The organism is Pseudoalteromonas rubra (assembly GCF_004212645.1).
Classification (GTDB): Bacteria; Pseudomonadota; Gammaproteobacteria; order Enterobacterales; family Alteromonadaceae; genus Pseudoalteromonas; species Pseudoalteromonas rubra_G.
The window spans coordinates 36,416-55,174 of sequence record NZ_PPUZ01000062.1 but is presented as its reverse complement, the minus strand read 5'-3'; the positions used below and the strand labels follow the sequence as shown (position 1 = coordinate 55,174).

17 protein-coding genes are annotated in these 18,759 nt (G+C 48.3%); 10 read left to right on the top strand and 7 right to left on the bottom strand.

The window, feature by feature from the left end; translation table 11 throughout:
• Position 1 precedes the first annotated feature (1 nt).
• The 3 genes from C3B51_RS19435 to C3B51_RS19425 form a co-directional block, all read right to left on the bottom strand.
• The gene (locus C3B51_RS19435) at positions 2 to 349 is read right to left on the bottom strand and encodes a hypothetical protein (RefSeq protein WP_125717924.1); all 348 of its coding nucleotides are present in this window, start codon (positions 347 to 349) and stop codon (positions 2 to 4) included.
• Positions 350 to 472: 123 nt separating this feature from the next.
• Complete coding sequence (locus tag C3B51_RS19430) at positions 473 to 808, bottom strand: hypothetical protein (RefSeq protein ID WP_130246110.1); 336 nt, start codon at positions 806 to 808, stop codon at positions 473 to 475.
• Between the two features lie 103 nt (positions 809 to 911).
• Complete coding sequence (locus C3B51_RS19425) at positions 912 to 2,222, bottom strand: ABC1 kinase family protein (protein WP_430929849.1); 1,311 nt, start codon at positions 2,220 to 2,222, stop codon at positions 912 to 914.
• Positions 2,223 to 2,438: 216 nt separating this feature from the next.
• Here C3B51_RS19425 and C3B51_RS19420 point away from each other — a divergent pair, with 216 nt between their 5' ends.
• From C3B51_RS19420 to C3B51_RS19410, 3 genes are all read left to right on the top strand, one after another.
• A complete protein-coding gene (locus C3B51_RS19420) occupies positions 2,439 to 3,845 on the top strand; it encodes a coniferyl aldehyde dehydrogenase (protein ID WP_165389204.1) in 1,407 nt (468 codons plus the stop codon).
• A 130-nt stretch (positions 3,846 to 3,975) separates the two neighbouring features.
• Entirely contained in the window at positions 3,976 to 5,802 is a 1,827-nt protein-coding gene (locus tag C3B51_RS19415; RefSeq protein ID WP_130246107.1) for a di-heme-cytochrome C peroxidase, read from the top strand.
• A gap of 68 nt (positions 5,803 to 5,870) precedes the next feature.
• A complete protein-coding gene (locus C3B51_RS19410) occupies positions 5,871 to 7,061 on the top strand; it encodes a linear amide C-N hydrolase (protein WP_130246106.1) in 1,191 nt (396 codons plus the stop codon).
• A 53-nt stretch (positions 7,062 to 7,114) separates the two neighbouring features.
• Here C3B51_RS19410 and C3B51_RS19405 read toward each other — a convergent pair whose 3' ends face one another.
• On the bottom strand, positions 7,115 to 8,731 hold the full coding sequence (locus C3B51_RS19405; protein WP_130246105.1) for a calcium-binding protein: 1,617 nt from the start codon (positions 8,729 to 8,731) through the stop codon (positions 7,115 to 7,117).
• 252 nt (positions 8,732 to 8,983) lie between these two features.
• Between C3B51_RS19405 and opgC the strand changes: the two genes are divergently transcribed.
• Positions 8,984 to 10,084: an OpgC domain-containing protein gene (gene opgC / locus C3B51_RS19400; protein ID WP_130246104.1), complete on the top strand. Its 1,101-nt coding sequence runs from the start codon at positions 8,984 to 8,986 to the stop codon at positions 10,082 to 10,084.
• 116 nt (positions 10,085 to 10,200) lie between these two features.
• The gene (locus tag C3B51_RS23635; RefSeq protein WP_165389203.1) at positions 10,201 to 10,368 is read left to right on the top strand and encodes a hypothetical protein; all 168 of its coding nucleotides are present in this window, start codon (positions 10,201 to 10,203) and stop codon (positions 10,366 to 10,368) included.
• 523 nt (positions 10,369 to 10,891) lie between these two features.
• Here C3B51_RS23635 and C3B51_RS19395 read toward each other — a convergent pair.
• Positions 10,892 to 11,503, bottom strand: coding sequence for a hypothetical protein (locus tag C3B51_RS19395; RefSeq protein WP_130246103.1), 612 nt, complete (start codon positions 11,501 to 11,503; stop codon positions 10,892 to 10,894).
• Positions 11,504 to 11,671: 168 nt separating this feature from the next.
• Complete coding sequence (locus C3B51_RS19390) at positions 11,672 to 11,962, bottom strand: helix-turn-helix domain-containing protein (protein WP_125717949.1); 291 nt, start codon at positions 11,960 to 11,962, stop codon at positions 11,672 to 11,674.
• 294 nt (positions 11,963 to 12,256) lie between these two features.
• On the opposite strand from C3B51_RS19390, the gene C3B51_RS19385 reads away from it, so the two are divergent.
• From C3B51_RS19385 to C3B51_RS19375, 3 genes are read left to right on the top strand one after another with little or no spacing between them, the layout of a single operon-like run.
• Positions 12,257 to 12,571 carry a helix-turn-helix domain-containing protein gene (locus C3B51_RS19385; protein ID WP_346427734.1) on the top strand — a complete coding sequence of 105 codons (315 nt, stop codon included), beginning with the start codon at positions 12,257 to 12,259 and terminating at the stop codon, positions 12,569 to 12,571.
• Entirely contained in the window at positions 12,568 to 13,149 is a 582-nt protein-coding gene (locus tag C3B51_RS19380; RefSeq protein WP_130246102.1) for a hypothetical protein, read from the top strand. The genes C3B51_RS19385 and C3B51_RS19380 overlap by 4 nt, the downstream gene beginning before the upstream one ends.
• A gap of 3 nt (positions 13,150 to 13,152) precedes the next feature.
• Positions 13,153 to 13,752 carry a hypothetical protein gene (locus C3B51_RS19375; protein ID WP_130246101.1) on the top strand — a complete coding sequence of 200 codons (600 nt, stop codon included), beginning with the start codon at positions 13,153 to 13,155 and terminating at the stop codon, positions 13,750 to 13,752.
• Positions 13,753 to 13,817: 65 nt separating this feature from the next.
• On the opposite strand, the gene C3B51_RS19370 is transcribed toward C3B51_RS19375, so the two are convergent.
• Entirely contained in the window at positions 13,818 to 14,741 is a 924-nt protein-coding gene (locus C3B51_RS19370) for a LysR family transcriptional regulator (protein ID WP_125717958.1), read from the bottom strand.
• 417 nt (positions 14,742 to 15,158) lie between these two features.
• Between C3B51_RS19370 and hutH the strand changes: the two genes are divergently transcribed.
• Together hutH and C3B51_RS19360 are read left to right on the top strand one after the other, a co-directional pair.
• On the top strand, positions 15,159 to 16,652 hold the full coding sequence (gene hutH / locus C3B51_RS19365) for a histidine ammonia-lyase (protein ID WP_130246100.1): 1,494 nt from the start codon (positions 15,159 to 15,161) through the stop codon (positions 16,650 to 16,652).
• Between the two features lie 13 nt (positions 16,653 to 16,665).
• A complete protein-coding gene (locus C3B51_RS19360; protein ID WP_130246099.1) occupies positions 16,666 to 18,678 on the top strand; it encodes a urocanate hydratase in 2,013 nt (670 codons plus the stop codon).
• Positions 18,679 to 18,759 lie beyond the last annotated feature (81 nt).

Genomic DNA, 18,759 nt, shown 5'->3' with positions numbered 1-18,759 from the left:
TCTATTCGGCAATCAATAGCATTATTTTACACTCTTTAGAAGACAACCCTGTCCAGTCAGCGCCGTCGTCACCGTAAATAAGCACTTTAGTCCCTGCATGGTAAGCCGATAGAGCCACACTATAGACATTGCTATTGGTAGTGGACGCTTTATCCAGCCAATAACCGGATGGGCAATTTTCTAACCCAGCGCCACTTTGCGATTCTAGTTTAATTAAAAAAACGTTGTCGGTATAATCAGCCCAAGTGTAAAGCTTATCAATTTTATAATACCCACCACTTGTAACAGTTGCCTGAGCACCCAAAGGCAATAAGGCCAAGAGACTGGCAAAGAATGTACTTTTTTTCATTTTTATAACTCCAGTTGTTTATGCAACACAGGCCACCAGACAGCGAATCTATCACGGTCAAATGACAACTTAGCCTCTTTAGGTATTTTCGACCCAGTCTAACTAACTATAATAGCCAAATGACTAAAACCGTGTTTCCTGTAGTGAGATCAAGCTCACTTCACAATCATCTGAGGCCGAGGTCAGACGCACTTTCTTACCTGACATATATGCAGATAAGGCCAAGCTTAAAAAATGATCCATCTTATCGGCACTGTGTTTACTGTAGGTGATGGTTGCTGTTTTGTTGCAACCTGCAAGCTCGTACTGTACATCGCTGCCGAAGTACAGGCGGATTGTTTTGTCATTCGCAAAGTCGTAGACTTTTACACCTTTTAGGGTACCAAGCCCAATATCGGTTACTGCCGCAGACGTAAATGAAGACAACACCAAAGCCACACCTAGTAGTTGTTTTATCATAACAGGCTCCACTGTTTTTAAATCGTGTACTTTTTGAGCCGAGCACTATACAGCAGACCCAATTTGAGCTCAATGAGTTATCAATATTCACAGGCAGAATACGTTAATCAGATATCAATCCCAATAATGGCCTGAGGTCCACTTTTGCCTTTAACCTGGCAGCGATTAAATATAAACCCGCTAGCTTGCGATGGATAAACAAGGCATCTACCGGCGGCGTGTGCCACTGCCTGGATTGCATGCTCAGTTGCCTGCCCTGCTCACTGATTTGTTTAGCGAGCCCACTGGCGGCAAAATCAAACGCCGTAGAAGATCTAAGTGGCGAGATAGCCAGGTCAAACAAAGACAACACCGCCTGCTGATAGTGCCCGTCTATATCATCTGCGAAGTAGCCTATTTCACAGGCCGCTTGTTTCAGCGCCTCGCGGTTTTGTTCGGCACCGGCCCTGAGTAGCTTTTTATAGCCCTGACGCAATGCGGGCGATATGGTTCTGGTTGCCCCAAAGTCGAGCAGTACAATCTGCCCGCTTGCGCGGTTGTACTGATAGTTAGCCAGATTTGGGTCTGTCTGTATCATACCCAGCTCAAACATCTCGATGAAAAACAATTCAATCAATCGAAAGGCCAGCTCGTCCCGAGTCTGCTGTGGCAAAGTGACCATGTTTTCCAGCGGCTCTCCCTCAACAAACTCCATAGTCAGCAAATGCCGGGTACTGAGCGATGGGTAGCTGCCCGGTACTTTAAAATGCGGGTTATCAGACAGTGCCTGTGCAAACCCATTGAGCGCGTTTGCTTCGAGGAAGTAATCGGTTTCTGCCAGTAGCTGTAATTTGGCCTCTTCAACCAGCGGCTGAATGTTTAGCGTTTTAGGCAGCAGTCCGCTGAGTTTGATTAGGCTCACCACGTTATCAACGTCACTGTGAATGCTGTCGGCAACGCCCGGATATTGCACTTTGATGGCCAGTTTCTGACCCTGCTCAGAGGTGGCTTTATGCACTTGCCCTATCGAGGCACGGGCAAAGCTGTTCAGTTCGATATGGCTGAATTTATCCAGCCAGTCGGGGCCTAGCTCTTTGGCAAAAGTGGCAACCAACTGCTTATGTGGCATAGGCGCGGCATCGGCCCTGAGTCGCGCCAGCAAAGCAGACAACTCAGGGGGCAGCAGCTCACCGGCATCCATTGACAATAATTGGCCCAGCTTCATCGCCGCACCACGTAAATGAGACAGCTTTTCAGCGACCGCATTAATGTTGCCCGGTTGCAGCAATAGCTCAGTGCGACTGGTTTTTTGACCACTCAAGGCTTGCTTGGCCCCGGCTATCATCACATTGGATGCCACTTTACCTGCCAGACCTCCAAAATGGGCCAGCCTGCTCAGGCGACTGGCCGGAACACGACGCGATTTATTGTTCAACACTTCACTCCTGTATTTGGGCTTCATCCTATATTACGCACAGTTTACCCATTTTGTTCAGGGTTGCTGGCAAAAACGCGCTCAGTCAACAGCAGGGAAAGAAACTATTTTTGCTCAATTTTAGAGCTTTTATTCACACCTCTGCGTATCAGGGTTATTATCAGGTAAACCGTTTTGCTAACAACCGAGACAACAAGGCCTCTAACAATGAGCGATATGAGCACAGTATCTGAACACACGCTGCTAACGATGAATTTTCAGGCTATGCAGTCGGCCTATCGCCGCGATCCTGCGCCGGACCATGCACAGCGTGTGGCGGTGCTCAAAAAACTCAAGCGGTCACTGATCAATCACGAGCAGCAGATTTACCAGGCATTATCCAAAGATTACGGCTATCGCAGTGAATTCGATACCTTTTTTGCAGACATCATGCCAACCATAGCTGCTATCAATTATGCCATTAAACACCTGAAAAAATGGATGCAGCCCTCTAAGCGCCACGCCGGGCTAATGCTCGCCCCCTCTAAAGTAAAGGTGCATTATCAACCTCTTGGCGTAGTTGGCGTTGTCACGCCCTGGAATTTCCCGTTCTATCTTGCGCTGGGCCCGACTATTCAGGCGCTGGCGGCAGGCAATCGGGTGATGATCAAAATGAGTGAGTTTACGCCCCACGCCAACCAGGTGCTGCGTACCATTGTTGAAGACATCAGCGACCATGTGCACATAGTGGAAGGCGATGCAGAGATTGGCGCGGCATTCTCTGCACTGCCCTTTGATCATCTGATATTCACGGGTTCTACCGCCGTTGGCAAACAGGTTGCCAAGGCCGCAGCCGACAATCTCACGCCCATTACCCTGGAGCTGGGGGGCAAGTCACCGACCATTATCGATGAGCAAATCGACATGAAGATTGCCGTGGATGCGGTGATCATGGGCAAGTCTATCAATTCAGGGCAGATCTGCGTGGCACCGGATTATATTTTTGTGCCGACGTCGCGTCTGGACACCTTTATTGAAATCTTTATTGCGCGCTACACCGAATATCATCTGAACAGCAACAATCGCAATCAGCAAAGTCATATTATTTCACAGCGCCAGCACGACCGCTTAATGCAATTACTGGATGATGCAAAGGCCAAAGGTGCCGAAGTGCATGCGGTCAAAGCACTGGAGCCGGGTGACGAAAAACGCGTATACCCGCATTTGCTGACTAACCTCAGTGACGATATGGCGGTGCTTAAAGAAGAGATATTCGGCTCTTTATTGCCCGTTATGAGCTACGAAAGCTTAGATGAGGTAATCGCGTATATTACGGAGCGCCCTCGCCCACTGGCCCTGTACATTATGTCAAACAACCCGGCTGTGATTGACCGCCTTATCAACCACACCCACAGCGGCGGGATAAGCATTAATGATACCACCATGCATGTGGTCGCAGACGATGCGCCCTTTGGCGGGATTGGCCATTCGGGTATGGGCCATTATCATGGTTACGAAGGGTTTTTAACTTTCTCGAAAGCCAAAACGGTGTTGTATTCCAGCAGCTGGCTGCCGAAAAATCGTTTTGTGCTCAAACACCGGGACTGGGTGTTAGAAGTGCTCCGTAAATGGCTGCTGAGATAAGCGCAGCCACAAACCCCACACTCCCTTTAAATCACAACAGGTAACACGCCTGACATGTAACTAGCTGTAATAGCCAAACGCTTGCCCTGTCACTATTCTTTTGTCTCTCTCTGAGCGCAAGGAAAAACCAATGAGCAAGTTACCTGTTATCGCAGCCCTGAGCGCGGCCAGCCTGCTGGTCTTAGTTGGCTGTACAACCAACCGTCATACAGTACCCGCAGATCCAATAGATGTGACCCCCGAGCATGGCGATGTGCCCAAGCGAGTGTGGTTAGATCAGGGCTGGAGCGACAAAATCCGCGAAGATTTCTGGTTTACCGGACAGGGGTCGCAGATCATTCCCTACACCTGGTTTGTCTGGCTGGAACAAGCCGACAACCAGCAACTGTTCCGCCACAGCGAGCACATGGAGTTTTTACGCTATCTGCCCAGCAAAGCAAGCGAGCGTAACCCCGGGGGACTGCCCATTGGCTTTGCCCTGCACAGTAACCAAAAAACCGGTGAAAACTGGGTTGGCATGACCTGTGCAGCTTGTCATACCAGCCAGATTGATTACAAAGGTACCAAGATGCTGGTCGAAGGCGCGCCGACGCTGGCCAACTTCGTGCTGTTTTTCGACCGCCTGGTAGCAGCCCTCAACAATACACTAAAAGACGATGCCAAGTTCGAGCGCTTTGCCCGCAATGTACTGGGTTCTAAATACAGCAACAGCAGCAAAGCCAGTCTCAAGCAGCGATTGCAACAGGTTGCACTGCAAACAGCGCAAAGACAGGCCGTCAACGCCCTGCCAGATGACTACCCGGCAGACTTTACCAGCTACGCCCGCTTAGATGCATTTGGCAATATTCAAAATGCCGGTACGGCATTTGCGCTCAACGACCTGAGCAACAAAAACACGCCAACCGGGCCCGTGTCTTATCCGTTTTTGTGGGGCACCCACCAGTCAGACGTGGTGCAGTGGAACGCCTCCGCTCCGAATACCCCCATTGTCGGCCCTTTGGTGCGCAATATTGGCGAAGTGGTTGGCGTATTTGGCGAATTACAGATAGAAGAAGCGCCTGTCTGGCAACGCATCTGGGGCAAAAAGTTCCGCTACAGCTCAACCGTCGACATGATTGGGCTGGGCTATCTTGAGTCCTGGGTTAAAACTTTGAGGTCACCTCAGTGGCCAGTTGAGTATCTGCCCACCATAGATACGCAAAAAGCGGCCAAAGGTGAGCTGCTGTATAAACAAGCCTGCGCCAGCTGTCACCAGCTGATCCCCCGCGAAAAAGAACACCTGGATTATATTGCCAATCAGACTCTGGTTTCTGAGCTGGGCACCGATCCGGTAACGGCCAATAACGCTTCCTGCCATATGGCTAAAACGCTGATTCTAGAGGGCACTAAAGAACGTATTCTGATCGGCAGTAAGTTTCAGGCCGTCGACAACGCCATCGATGTGCCCGTCAATGGGGTAGTCGGTCTGGTGTTGAAAGACTTACCCACCGCCCTGAAGGCTGGCAATATTCCAGAAAGAACCGGCGCTGACGGGCAAAAAATATCGGTGGTTAAAGAGCTGGAAAACCTGGTGATGCAACACCTCAAAGCGCGTGGAAAACGTGCCGACGCAGTGGAGTCCGATTGTGTTGATGGCGTTTTAGATGGCGCGGTGTACAAAGGTCGTCCGCTCAATGGTATTTGGGCAACCGCACCGTATTTGCACAACGGCTCTGTGCCCAATCTCTATGAGTTAATGAAAAAGCCCGAGCAGCGCGTCACCGAGTTTTGGGTAGGCAGTCGCGAGTTCGACCCGGTCAATGTGGGCTATGTCACCACACAAGGGCTAAACAAGTTCAGAGTAAACGCCAGTAATGGCCAGATCATGCCCGGTAACTCCAACCTTGGCCACAGCTATGGCACCGAGTTTAGCGATGAGGAAAAGTGGCAGATCATTGAATTTATGAAGACGCTGTAGTGCGGGTAGCGGCCTGCTTTGTTATGTAGCAGGCCATTTTTACACAGTACAAACAATAAGGATCCGATATGTGTACTAACTTCAAAATTAAAACCACCTTTGACGACATCATTGTAGGGCGCAGCCAGGAGTTTTCTCAACTGCTCGGGCGCTCATTAATGTTCAGAAAACCCGGCCATCACTATCAGCAAAACTTGTTTGATCCCGATGGTAAAGACTGCCAGCCAAGTGAGTGGGCAAAAGCACACTGCCAGTTCACCTGGACCGGCGAGTATGGCTTTGTCGCCATGCAGTCGTTAGACTTTGATGAGGTTGCAAAAACCTACAACATTCAAATTGCAGACTCAGTAAAAAGCCCTATCGCAACAGACGGCATTAATACCGAGGGCTTGTATATTGGTTGTTTGTTGCAAAATGCCGCCGATTATCCAGCCGTGACCGATCCCGCCAAAGGTTTAGCGGTTACCAACTTGATAGACTACATTTTGAGTACCTGCCAGAGCTGCCAGGATGTGCGGGACAGACTGGCGCCCAACAGTGCAGAAGGTGCTTGTCAGCAAGACAAACCACAGGCGCAAGTACAAGTAACAGATGCAACCAGACATAAGCTGTTTCATCAGCACTTTCCGGTCCATGACCGCTTTGGCGACAGCATAGTGATTGAGTTTATTAACGACCAGGTTCAGATCCACGACAACAACCAGTACGGGGTATTAACAAATGACCCGGATTTTCAGTGGCATATCACTAACCTGAAAAATTATGCCAATGTTACGCCGGTTTCGTCGCACCATTCACAACCGGGCAATCTGGACGACATTACCATGCAAAGTCAGGGTAACGGGTTCTCCTTATTGCCGGGTGGTCTGCTGCCTATGCACCGCTTTGTCAGAGCCGCGATGATGGTCAACTATGCCAAGCCAGTTGCCAGCACAGATGAAGCCATCAACCTGGCCGCACACATTCTAAATACCGTGGATATTCCACTGGGCGTGATCCGCGAAGTCTCTGAAGAAAAGTCACTCAAACCTGAACTTGATTACACCCAGTACATCACCTTATCGGACCTAAGCCAGCAAAGGTTTTATGTGCGTTTGTATGAATCGCCCCAGGTGTATTGTGTTGACCTGAACAAGCTAGATCTCTGCGCGCTCAATGGTAAAACCTTTGATATTCCGAGGAATACACTGGCAACCAACCTGACCGAGCAGATCTCCACCAGCAAAATTGCCAATTCGCCATTTCAGGCGGCCGGCTAAGGTCACCTGCAATCGGGGCGGCTGCATAACCGCCCCGACAATTGCTTTAGTAATTACAGATCAAACACACTTGTTGAGCGATTCTCAAGCCACTTTTCAAACTTAGCTTCACTGACCAGGTTGGCTATTTTTTGTTTGAAGCTTCTGTACCCCGTCCTTTCATTAAAGCGGATTAAATTCAAAGACTCTTCATGGCGTGATGACATGCCTCTGGCGGCTCTGCGCACCGCGTCATCAAAGTAGCCACTTTTGCTGTTCACGCTGGACAAATAGTCACAGATATCTCTGTCACCCCATTCGTTGTAGCAATAATCTTTACCACTGCCGCCTTTACCTTTAGGGATTTCATCGCCTCTTACAAACAGAATGTCTCCGCCATCCCCGCCGTATAATCCAATATCTGAATAGGTTGAAATTGCAGCTAAGAAGTCTTTGCTGCCACCGCCATTGAGCTCGCAGTGTCCACCTTCACAGACAATGATATCCTGGCCGCTGCCGCCCCAGAATTTGGCGCGTCGATTCCAGCGGCTGCCCCCGGAATCCACCAGCAAGTCAGCGCCTGAATTACCATAAAGGCGGTCTTCACTGCCATCATTACCAAACAGCAGGTCGTCACCATCGCCGCCGTGCAGTTTATCCGAGCCTTTATTGCCAAACAGCACATCATCACCCGCTTCACCATACAGCTTATCGTCATTACCGCCGGACTCAGTGCCGCCAAGGTACATTTGAATACCATCATGATCGGTCTCAAGCAAAGAATCTCCAATGATCCAGTCGTTGCCGGCGCCACCTTTGATGGTGTCTTTATCTGCACCGCCAACGAGTAAATCGTGCCCACTGCCAGTTGTGATGCTATCTTTGCCATCACGGCCATACACGGTAAAGTTCAGGTTTGAACCTGATGCGTTCAGCACATCATTGCCATCAGACAGACTGACAGAAATGCTGTGTATGCCACTGGTATAGGCACAGTGCTGATAATCTTTGGTGTAGGCCAGTACATAGTCATCATATTGCTCTATGTACAATTCAATGCCCGACTCAATCGCCTGGATCCCCCACAGCCCATTGTAAGAATAGGTTGAGAATTCATTGAGCTGAGAATCGCATCGCTCATAAGCCTGGGTAAACGCCTCTGATGGCGCTAAAAACGTGGAACAGCCAGTTGATTCAATATTTTTGATATGACTGTCGGCAGGCCCCTCCAGCCCCTCAACCAGGCAGTCTGTGCCCGCACCGCCATCAACATACTCATAGCCATCATGGGTAAAAATCGTGTCGTTGCCTCCATGAGAAAAAACAAAGTCATACTCACTGCCGGTTTGAATATTGTCATCGTTGTCGCTGCCCGTTACTCTTTGATGGGCATCCAGGCCGGAGCCATCAAAAGTGCCGCCCGATTCCGGCAAGTAGACGGCCAGACCATTGTAATTACTGAGGTCAAACACCTCACATTGGCCATTGTATTCAAACATTGCCGCAGACTTAGTGCCCGATGCGGTCAACGTCTGCTCAGTAAGCGCTGGATGCACGGCAACATAGCTGAAGCCATCTTCTGTTATGCCATATTCAACCGACATATCTGCCCGATTGATCCCCGTACAATTGGCCCATGAGTACACCGGCATCAGCAGTGCGCCATACAGAGCAAGTTTTTTTATATTCATCAGAGTGCTCACTTATCGTTTTTCAGAGGTGATAACGTCATTGTCCTGATACTTATAAAACGAAAATGTGCAACCAATGTGGATTGGCGTATTAAACATTCTCAATTGTGCATGCCCGAGCAGTGGGTTAAATTTTGTACCTAAAAATATAATACTGTGAATGGTTGGCACAATAATTGGCCTACTGGTCTTTTGTATGGCGTCACAAGCTAGCGCTTCATTTGCTGTGCCTGCAAGGTTTAAGGAGAGAACATGAGCCGAGATTTAACCTATGATGGTCTGAGAGGCTGGTTGCTTATTATTATTGCCTGCAATCACTTGTTTGGCAGTTTTGTTACGCAGTTTACTCGTACTCCGCTGGGGTTTGTGTCGGCCGCCGAGGGATTTGTGTTTTTATCCGGGTTTGTGGCTTATCTGGTGTATGGTCGACTGGCCAGTGATAACAAAACAATGCAACGCAAAATATGGCGGCGCTGCTGGGTCATTTACGGGTTTCATCTGAGCGCAATTGTTGTCTGCTTTTCGCTGGTGGCGCTGTTTCCTTTATATATCCCGCAGTGGTCTGATTTTTTTAATGCCGCTAACTGGTTTAGCAATCCTATCCAAAGTGTTTTGTCTGCCGCCTTACTGCTTGAGCATCCTGGTTTTCACGATATTCTGATCCTTTATCTGGTGCCTATGGCATTTCTGCCTTTTGCTATCCAAGCACTTAAACGCGGCAAAGCCCGGTATGTGGTTGCCACTTCCTTGTCAGTCTGGCTGCTGGCCCAGTTTGTCACCGCTGAGTTTTTAGCAGCACCATTTAGCCGGGTGTTTAGCGATATTACCCTGAACGTTAGCCATTTTGATCCCTTCGCGTGGCAGATTTATTTTTATCTGGGTGTGATGCTCAGTTATCTGAAGTTTGATAAAGGCTATACCTTTACATTTACCCCTGTGGTGAGAATATTGCTGCTAAGCGGTGTGGGCTGCTTTTTTGTTATTAAACATGGCTACCCAGAGCTGATGCAACCCTATTTTGCGGGCCACGGCAGCGCCTCCGTGCTCTATCAGCTTAATTTGCTGCTGAGCGCGTATTTTATCATGCTGCTGATGCGGCGTTTTTCGTGGTTTTTTACCCTGAGATACCAGGTATTTATCGGCCAGCATGCCCTACCGGTTTTCGCCTTTCACTGCGTGGTGATTTACTTTTTACTGCCCTGGAGTCATGCATATACCACCGCCCAGTGGTACTGGGATGTGTTGGTTTGCACCAGCTTTGTATGCCTGCTTGCAATTCCAGCTAAACTTGACCAGCGCTGGCGGGCACATTTCAGCACAAACACAACAGCGATGAGGACATCAAAAGCCTAAGCGCTTAGCGGTTAATCCCAAAGAAAGGGAACACACTGTATTGACAATCCATAACCAGATGTTAACTTCGAACATGAAAGGTACAAAAGTCAAACTGAAATATTAAGGAAAATACGATGAAACTCAATTTAAACAAAAAAAGCATTAAATCTTTAAGCACTGGCCGCAAGCAGCTACCTAACGATGCAACACCGGCCATTGCCGGCGGCAGATTAACCGATCGCTGCTCACGCTATTGCCACACCATCGACTTTGAACAGTGCGTCACCACCATTGAGCCCTAATCACTGAGCGTTAATATGCAGCCGCTCTCCTGTGGCTAAATGCGCATCGTAAAATACTTGAAGTGCGTTAAACAACACAGGTATATACCTAAAAAACCAGACAAGCGTCTGGTTTTTAGCATTGTACCTAGCCTGCCCCAACGGCGGTTATGTAATCCGTTACAAGAGGTCTTATATGTACTTGCCCACCTGCTACCTATCTCTAGCTATATTTCACTGAGTAGATTAGTGCGTTAAAGACGAAAAACACAATGTGACAATCTTTTGATGCAGTGTCGAACTACTACTCAACACAGGTAACTTTATATCTGTAGATTTGTAATTCGAAAACTCTAGTTTTCTACCGTAATTTGACACTTCCCGTATAAAACCCAAAGCCACCTTTTATTGTTTTCTTAACTTCCACTCACTCAGGCGTCCCGTCAGTTCAGGAGGCGCAAGCCAAAGAATACTTAACCCCAGAGTGTTGTCTTTTGGAAGGGTCGAGTAAATATTTGATATTCCAGCTGTTTATAGCCACATCTCATGATTCTTCACCCGTATTCAGCAAAGCAAGGTCAAGCCCTTGTAATAAGCTTTCATCAACCTGAATTGTATCATTCCCTTCATGTTTAAATTCTGCATCATCAATTGTTTTCATTCCTCCCTGAAACACCCAGTCACTTGAAAATTTTAAATGATAACTGGTTTTATTTTTTACTATGAGCAATTCAAACCCCTGAGCACAGCGCTTATCACTAGCCTGACATGCCTGCACCATTCTCGCGATACTGTGAGGGCGCGCAAGCGACTTTAAGCCTATAGAGCGAAGAGCTGCATTTTGATCATAGTAAACATGTGTTATCTCATACTTTTCCTCACTTTTTTGTCCCTCTGACCCCGGCAACACAACGCTAATGTGAGTAAACTTGTCGGGTGCGACTTTAATAACGTTACTGGTATCTCCGACTGCCCAGCAAGGATCGGCCCCTGCGGCGATATCATCAGATATCAATTGCCTGGCTCGCATCACAGCAAACTTCAAGCGCTCAACTTGCGCAACAGTAAACTCATAACCTTGCATCTCAACCTCTTTGGAGATCGATGCATCGGAATACACAATAAATACAAATACCAAAACACAAAAATATTTCATAAAACAACCTTGTAAATTAAAGGGCTTGCCATTTTTAATAAGCAAAGCCCAGCAAACGAACTGAAGCCACAGTCCCCTTACGTAATAATCCAGGTCTCTTTATTATATGATTAGATGTAACTTACAAGTTTTAGCGAATAAATCCGTAACTTAACCTGCCCTGCGACTTTATTCCTGAAGGCATTCATCCTTTTTATTAGCCTTACTTTGCTCAGAAAACAAAATATCCGGGCAGGAAAAGTCTTCACCAAACATCAAATATAATTCGTATACGTGCTCTATGGTCATCACTGAACGGCCCGACTCGAAATTACTGATGGTAGACTGATCCACGTTAAGCTTAGCAGCAAGCTGAGCCTGGGAGAGCTTGTTTTTATGTCTCAAATTTCGCAGGTTGCACTGCAAACGTCCCATCAGCTTATTAATTCTCTGTTTTCTGGCAAATGCATTGTTTTTCATAGCCTAATCCTTTTACACGCTTGTATATTGGCCTGCACAAGCGCTGACCGTGTTTTTATCAGATACACCTGAAAAGCAGCGTTTCAGGCACACCCACCGAGTTAATCTGTTAGAAAAACCGCTCCCAATGTAAACGCCCTGTTGACCTTTTTAACGTTAAGAAATATCGTGTAACTCACAGTCCCGCACGGCTGTTAGTGTTGCAATAGCAACGAGATAAATTGATATCTCTAACTTAAGTCAGTTTGACATGTTCCCTTTTTGTATTAACATTGCGACTTTCTTGTTAAGATTATGTTCATTCGAATGTGGAAAAGTCTCCGCATTACAATAAAAAAGGAAAAAAAGGACGTGATTGATGGCGATGATTTGAAGGCAATGAGGAAAAACGCCGGCATATCCCAGGAACTGATGGCAAAAAAGTTAGAGTGTGACCGTAAGACAATCAGTAACTATGAGCAGGGTGTCAGTGACATAAAGTCTAAACAGCTTTTTCGCTGGCTGATGCTATGCAAAATAGATACACGCTCTTTACTCAATGAAATCAGACAGATCAGTGGCAGTTTAAACCGCCATGATGCGTCAAAGTTACAGGATGACGAAAAATGAAAAAGATATGCCCACTTACATTTCTCACTAAATTGGCTTCTCTGACTAATTTAACAGGCCGGGGGACAGGCCAAAACCTGAGTAACGAAAAAACCTTATCTACTGGCCAAGAGGAATTGGTATCGGGTTGTGGGCCCTATCGACCAGCAGAACCTCGTATCCGCGGTCCTTATAAGCCGCGAAGACCAAGCGCAGCTGATGCTCAAATAGAATCTAATATAGATGAACAAGTCCTTTCTAAGGACGCCAGTGCACTTGTTTCTGGCAGCTCTGGATACAAACCACCAAGAATAGCGAGTGAAACTGCGCAAACGCCCAACTCAAACAACATTACAGCTCAAAGCCACCTGAACACCAAATACTGTGCATTAGTTGCAGGCTGTGCTGGAGCAAAGAAGCCACCCCGGCGTGCTTTCTCAGAGGCTCAAAAACCAAACGAAAATTCAGACAAGCAACTGCTTAGCACTAAGGTTTGTGAGCTAGTGACGGGTGGGGTAGTTGCTAAAAAGCCCCCCAGAGTTGCTAGAGTCAGTACAGATCTAAAACCTGATAATCCTATGGATTACGTACAAGGATAAGGAATGAAACTATCAAACTTAATCTTGCTCAGCATAGCTTGCTTAGCATTTTTTTATATACACCTTTGGGATGATCGCCTTGTAACTCCCCAGTACCTAATATTTCTTTTCATTTGCGCATGCTATGGGAAATATAAAAAAGACTCTAATATAACTCATATTTCAGGTTATATATTTATTGTAACTGGAGTCTCATTCGTTGTTTTTGAAAATGGTATGATAAACTACGTAACTCCCTCGGAAAGCCCGCTTCTTCAGGGGACTGTTATTTATGGAACACAACTAATATTAAGTCTTGCTACCGTTTTTGTGCTGATTTTTAGAGTTCAGCTTTCTAAATTAATTTCAAAGTCACCTAAAATTGAACTTACGAACTTTGATGGCATTTTTCATTGGATATACATATACATGTCGTTAGTGTATTTTTTGGGCATGCTTGAGAATATTGCCTGGTCTTACTTCGACATGAAGTCATGGACGTTAATATATGATAATTTTGAAGGGTTAATTTATATCGCCTGGGCATTGTGTTGTGGTGCCCTGCTGACCATGATGATCCTGTCCGCAAGAGAAGACGGCTCTGAGGCTTCTCACGCATCTTAAATTGGCCTCTAAAATACTATCGCCAGATGCCAGTCAGCTTTGCTGACTGGCATTTTTTGTTGGCCTCAGTGGTTCGCATGCACTCGCTTTATTTCTTCAATTAATGCCTCGGCTAAGGGCGACGCTGTATTGCTTTTTGACGTGATCAGCATCACCGGGATCTGATAGGCGTATTTTTCTGCTTGTATGGCTCTGAATATGCCTTTATCGACCCAGTAGCTGGCATAGTGCTCGGGCAGGTAGCCGATAAACTCACCGGACAATATTAAGTGGGCAATGCCTTCATCATGATAGGCAATGGCGCTGTTTTGGTAGTTAAGGCCATCGTTGCGCACTTCTTTATCGCGCAGATAGTTACTGGTGATCACCTCAGCCTCAGCCAGTAGTGCCTCTAGCTTTGCACTGTCGCTTTCAGCCACATTATCTTCGAGCAGTTCAAATAAGGGGTGACCCTGAGCGCAATATAAATAGTTGTACTCGTTATGCAGCGGGTAATAGTCCAGGCCGCGCAGCTGATGGCGGCTCACGCCCAGCCCCACCAGAGAGCGGCCGTTTACCACAGAGGTTTCGACTTCACGGGCTTCACACACCTGGATATCAAACTGAATATTGCCACCGCGCGCCTTGAGCGCCGAAATGGCCCGCGCCACGCCGCAGCGGGGATCGCTGACCATAGTATCTATGGTGGCAATGGTCACCCTTCCAGAGAGTTCGTTTTTAGAGCTGGCCACAGTACTGGCAAAGGCTTCGCATTGCTGTAACAGCTCTAAAGATGCCTGATAAGTCACCCTGCCCGGCTCAGTCAGCTCAAAGCCGCTGCGCCCGCGTTTGCATAATTTCAGGCCCAGCCGCACTTCCAGGTCCGACAGATGCGAACTAATGGTCGAACGGCCGATGTTCAGACGCGACTCCGCAGCCGACAGACCGCCGCATTCCACAATAGCGACAAAGATCCTCAGTAGTCTTAAATCAACATCTTGTACCTGCACGCCTATTCACCTCTTTTATTTATGTCTTGTAATGCTCCGGCTTACTCTATTTCTTCCGTCAAATTTAACACCCAAGTTGCCGGTTGGTAGTTCCCGCATCAAGTGCGGGATGACCAGAGCGGGTGCTGAATGTCCGGAGTTTGGTGCTGATCATCCGGAGTTGGGTGCCGAATATCCGGAGTTGTTTTCAGGATGATCGAGGTTAAACGTACGCTGTTCAACCAAAACGACCCCTCTTACTCGCTCGAACTTTTAGTTCGATACTTTTTAGTGCGGCACTTTTAGTTCGATACTTTTAGTTCGAAAATATCGGAATGAATTACGATAATTATGCATTTATAAAACTACCACAGCAAGTTAGGATTGCCGGATAAAAACACCATCTGCATGTAACAAGATGATATTTAGGAGAATAAAATGACGTTTAGATATGGTATCGACCGTCTGGACCTGGACACAGTCAACGGCATTGCCGACGGCAGCATCAAAGCCGAACTGTGTCAGGAAGCGCTGGATAAAATCAACGCCAGCCGCAGTAACGTGGAAGTGATGGCCGCCTCAGACAAGGCTGTGTACGGTATTAACACCGGCTTTGGTCCGCTGTGCGACACGCAAATCTCACCAGAAGAAACCAATCTGCTGCAAAAAAACCTGCTTATCACTCATGCTGTTGGGGTAGGCGAGCCAATCGCTAAACCCATTTCTAAGCTGATGTTGATCACCAAAGTCCATGCGCTGAGTCAGGGTTTTTCAGGTATTCGCCTCGAAACCGTGGAGCGTATGCTGAAGTTTATTGAGCTGGACCTTATCCCAGTGGTGCCGGAGCAAGGCTCAGTGGGTGCATCGGGTGACCTTGCGCCACTGTCTCACTTATTCCTGCCACTGCTTGGCGAAGGTGAATTCTGGCAGGGCGACAAAATTGTACCCGCGGCCGAAGCACTAAAACAACATGGCCTGGAGCCAATGGAGCTGCACGCCAAAGAAGGTCTGGCGCTGATCAATGGGACTCAGTTTATCCTCTCACACGCGATTACCGCGCTGACCAAAATGCGCTACCTCCTGGACCTGGCAGACGTGGCCGGTGCCATGAGTATCGAAGGTATGCAGGGCAGCCAGTCGCCGTTCCGCGAAGAGCTGCACCAAATTCGCGCCTTTGCCGGTAACCTGGAAGTGGCCAAGCGGATGCGTCGTTTATTCAAAGACTCGCAAAATATGGCCGACCACCAAGAGTGCGACCGCGTACAGGACCCGTATTCACTGCGCTGTATTCCACAGGTACACGGTGCATCTCGTAACGCTTACAACCACCTTAAAGAGCTAACTGAGATTGAAATGAACTCAGTGACCGACAACCCGATAGTGATCAGCAGCGAAGAAGCCATCTCGGGTGGCAGCTTCCACGGTCAGCCTTTGGCCATGGTACTGGATTACGCCTCAATCGCCGCAGCTGAGCTGGGTAACATTTCAGACCGCCGCTGTTATTTATTGCTGGAAGGTCTGCACGGCCTGCCGCGCCTGTTAACCACTTCTGGCGGTCTGAACTCGGGCATGATGATCCCACAGTACACCACCGCAGCTTTGGTCACTGAGAACAAGTCACTGTGCTTCCCACCCTCAGCAGACAGCGTACCCACCTCTATGGGCCAGGAAGACCACGTCTCTATGGGTAGTATCTCTGGTCGTAAACTGAACCAGATCCTGGGCAACCTGGAAAAAATCTTTGCCATTGAGCTGATGTATGCCGCTCAGGCTATTGAGTTCAGACGTCCTAACACTTGCTCAGACCTGATTGAAGAGAACTTTGCGCTGATCCGCAGCAAAGTCGCCAAACTTGAAGAAGACAGACTGCTTAAACCTGACATTGATCACATGGTAGCATTGGTTAAGTCACAAGCATTTACGGTTAACTAAGGGGAAAATAACAATGACCACCACACTGAGTTTTCAGGACCAAATTAAGCAAGGGATCCCCAGCGAGTTGCCAGCGCCTAAGCCTTACCCGGCCGGTGCCAACCGCGCCCCCAAGCGTAAAGACATTTTATCAGCCGAAGAAAAGCAACTGGCGCTGCGTAACGCCCTGCGCTATTTCCCGAAAGCATGGCATCAGGAGCTGGCGGCAGAATTCGCCGAGGAGCTGAAAAACTTCGGACGCATTTATATGTACCGCTTTAAGCCTAACTACGACCTTAAAGCGCGCTCGGTCAGCGATTACCCGGCCAAATGTCAGCAGGCAGCAGCCATTATGCTAATGATTGACAACAACCTGGACCCGGCAGTTGCCCAGCACCCGGAAGAGTTGATCACTTACGGCGGTAACGGTGCGGTATTCCAGAACTGGGCACAGTATCTGCTGGCCATGAAGTACCTGAGCGAAATGGAAAGTGACCAGACTCTACACATTTATTCTGGTCACCCGATGGGCTTGTTCCCGTCAAGCGAAGATGCGCCGCGCGTTGTTGTCACCAATGGTATGATGATCCCGAACTACTCAAAACCTGATGACTGGGAAAAATTCAACGCACTGGGCGTGACTCAGTACGGCCAGATGACGGCGGGTTCTTTCATGTACATTGGCCCGCAGGGCATTGTTCACGGTACCACCATCACTGTGATGAATGCCTTCCGTAAAGTCCTTGAAAAAGGTGACAGCCCGAAAGGCAAAATCTTCCTCACCGCCGGTCTTGGCGGCATGAGTGGCGCACAACCTAAAGCGGGCAACATCGCTAACTGTATTACCGTTTGCGCCGAGGTGAACCCGGCCGCTGCCACTAAGCGTCATCAGCAAGGCTGGGTTGATGAGCTGATCGACAACATGGACGAGCTGGTTGCGCGCGTCAAAACCGCGCAGGCGAACGAAGAAGTGGTATCAATTGCCTACATCGGCAACGTGGTTGATGTCTGGGAAACCTTCTATGAGCAGGATATCTTTATTCATCTGGGCTCAGATCAAACCTCGCTGCATAACCCCTGGTCAGGCGGTTACTACCCGGTCGATATCAGTTTTGAGGAGTCTAACCGACTGATCCGCGAAGAGCCGGAAGTGTTTAAAGAAAAAGTGCAGGCTACGCTGAAGCGTCATGCCGATGCGGTGAACAAGCACACAGCCCGTGGCACTTATTTCTTCGATTACGGGAATGCCTTCTTGTTAGAGTCATCCCGTGCAGGTGGCGATGTCATGGCCGAAAATGGCATCGACTTTAAATATCCGTCTTACGTACAGGATATTCTTGGCCCAATGTGTTTTGACTACGGCTTTGGCCCATTCCGCTGGGTATGTGCTTCTGGCGACCCAGCTGATCTGGACAAAACCGACGCCATTGCAGCTGAAGTGCTGAACAAGATCATGGCGGAATCGCCAGAAGAGATCCAGCAGCAGATGCAGGACAACATCACCTGGATCAAAGATGCCAAGCAAAACAAACTGGTTGTTGGTTCACAGGCGCGTATTCTGTATGCCGACGCACAAGGTCGTATGGAAATTGCCAAGGCCTTTAACGATGCAATCGCACGCGGCGACATTGGTCCTGTGGTACTGGGCCGTGACCACCACGATGTGAGTGGCACAGATTCACCGTTCCGCGAAACCTCAAACATTTATGATGGCAGCCGCTTCACCGCAGATATGGCCATTCATAACGTGATTGGCGACAGCTTCCGTGGCGCAACCTGGGTGTCTATCCACAACGGCGGTGGCGTTGGCTGGGGTGAAGTGATCAACGGCGGTTTTGGTATGGTGCTGGACGGCAGCAGCGATGCTGAGCGTCGTCTTAAGTCTATGCTGTTGTTCGATGTGAACAATGGTATTGCACGTCGTAGCTGGGCTCGCAACGAAGAAGCCAACTTTGCGATTAAACGCGAAATGGCGCGCACGCCTAAGCTTAAAGTAACCCTGCCAAACGGCGTAGACGACGAGATTTTAAATAATCTGTCGCTGTAAGCTTTAAGAACGCAATGGAAAAGGCTGCCCCGGGCAGCCTTTTTTGTGGACAATCCGCTCATTGTGCGGCCATTCTCGCAC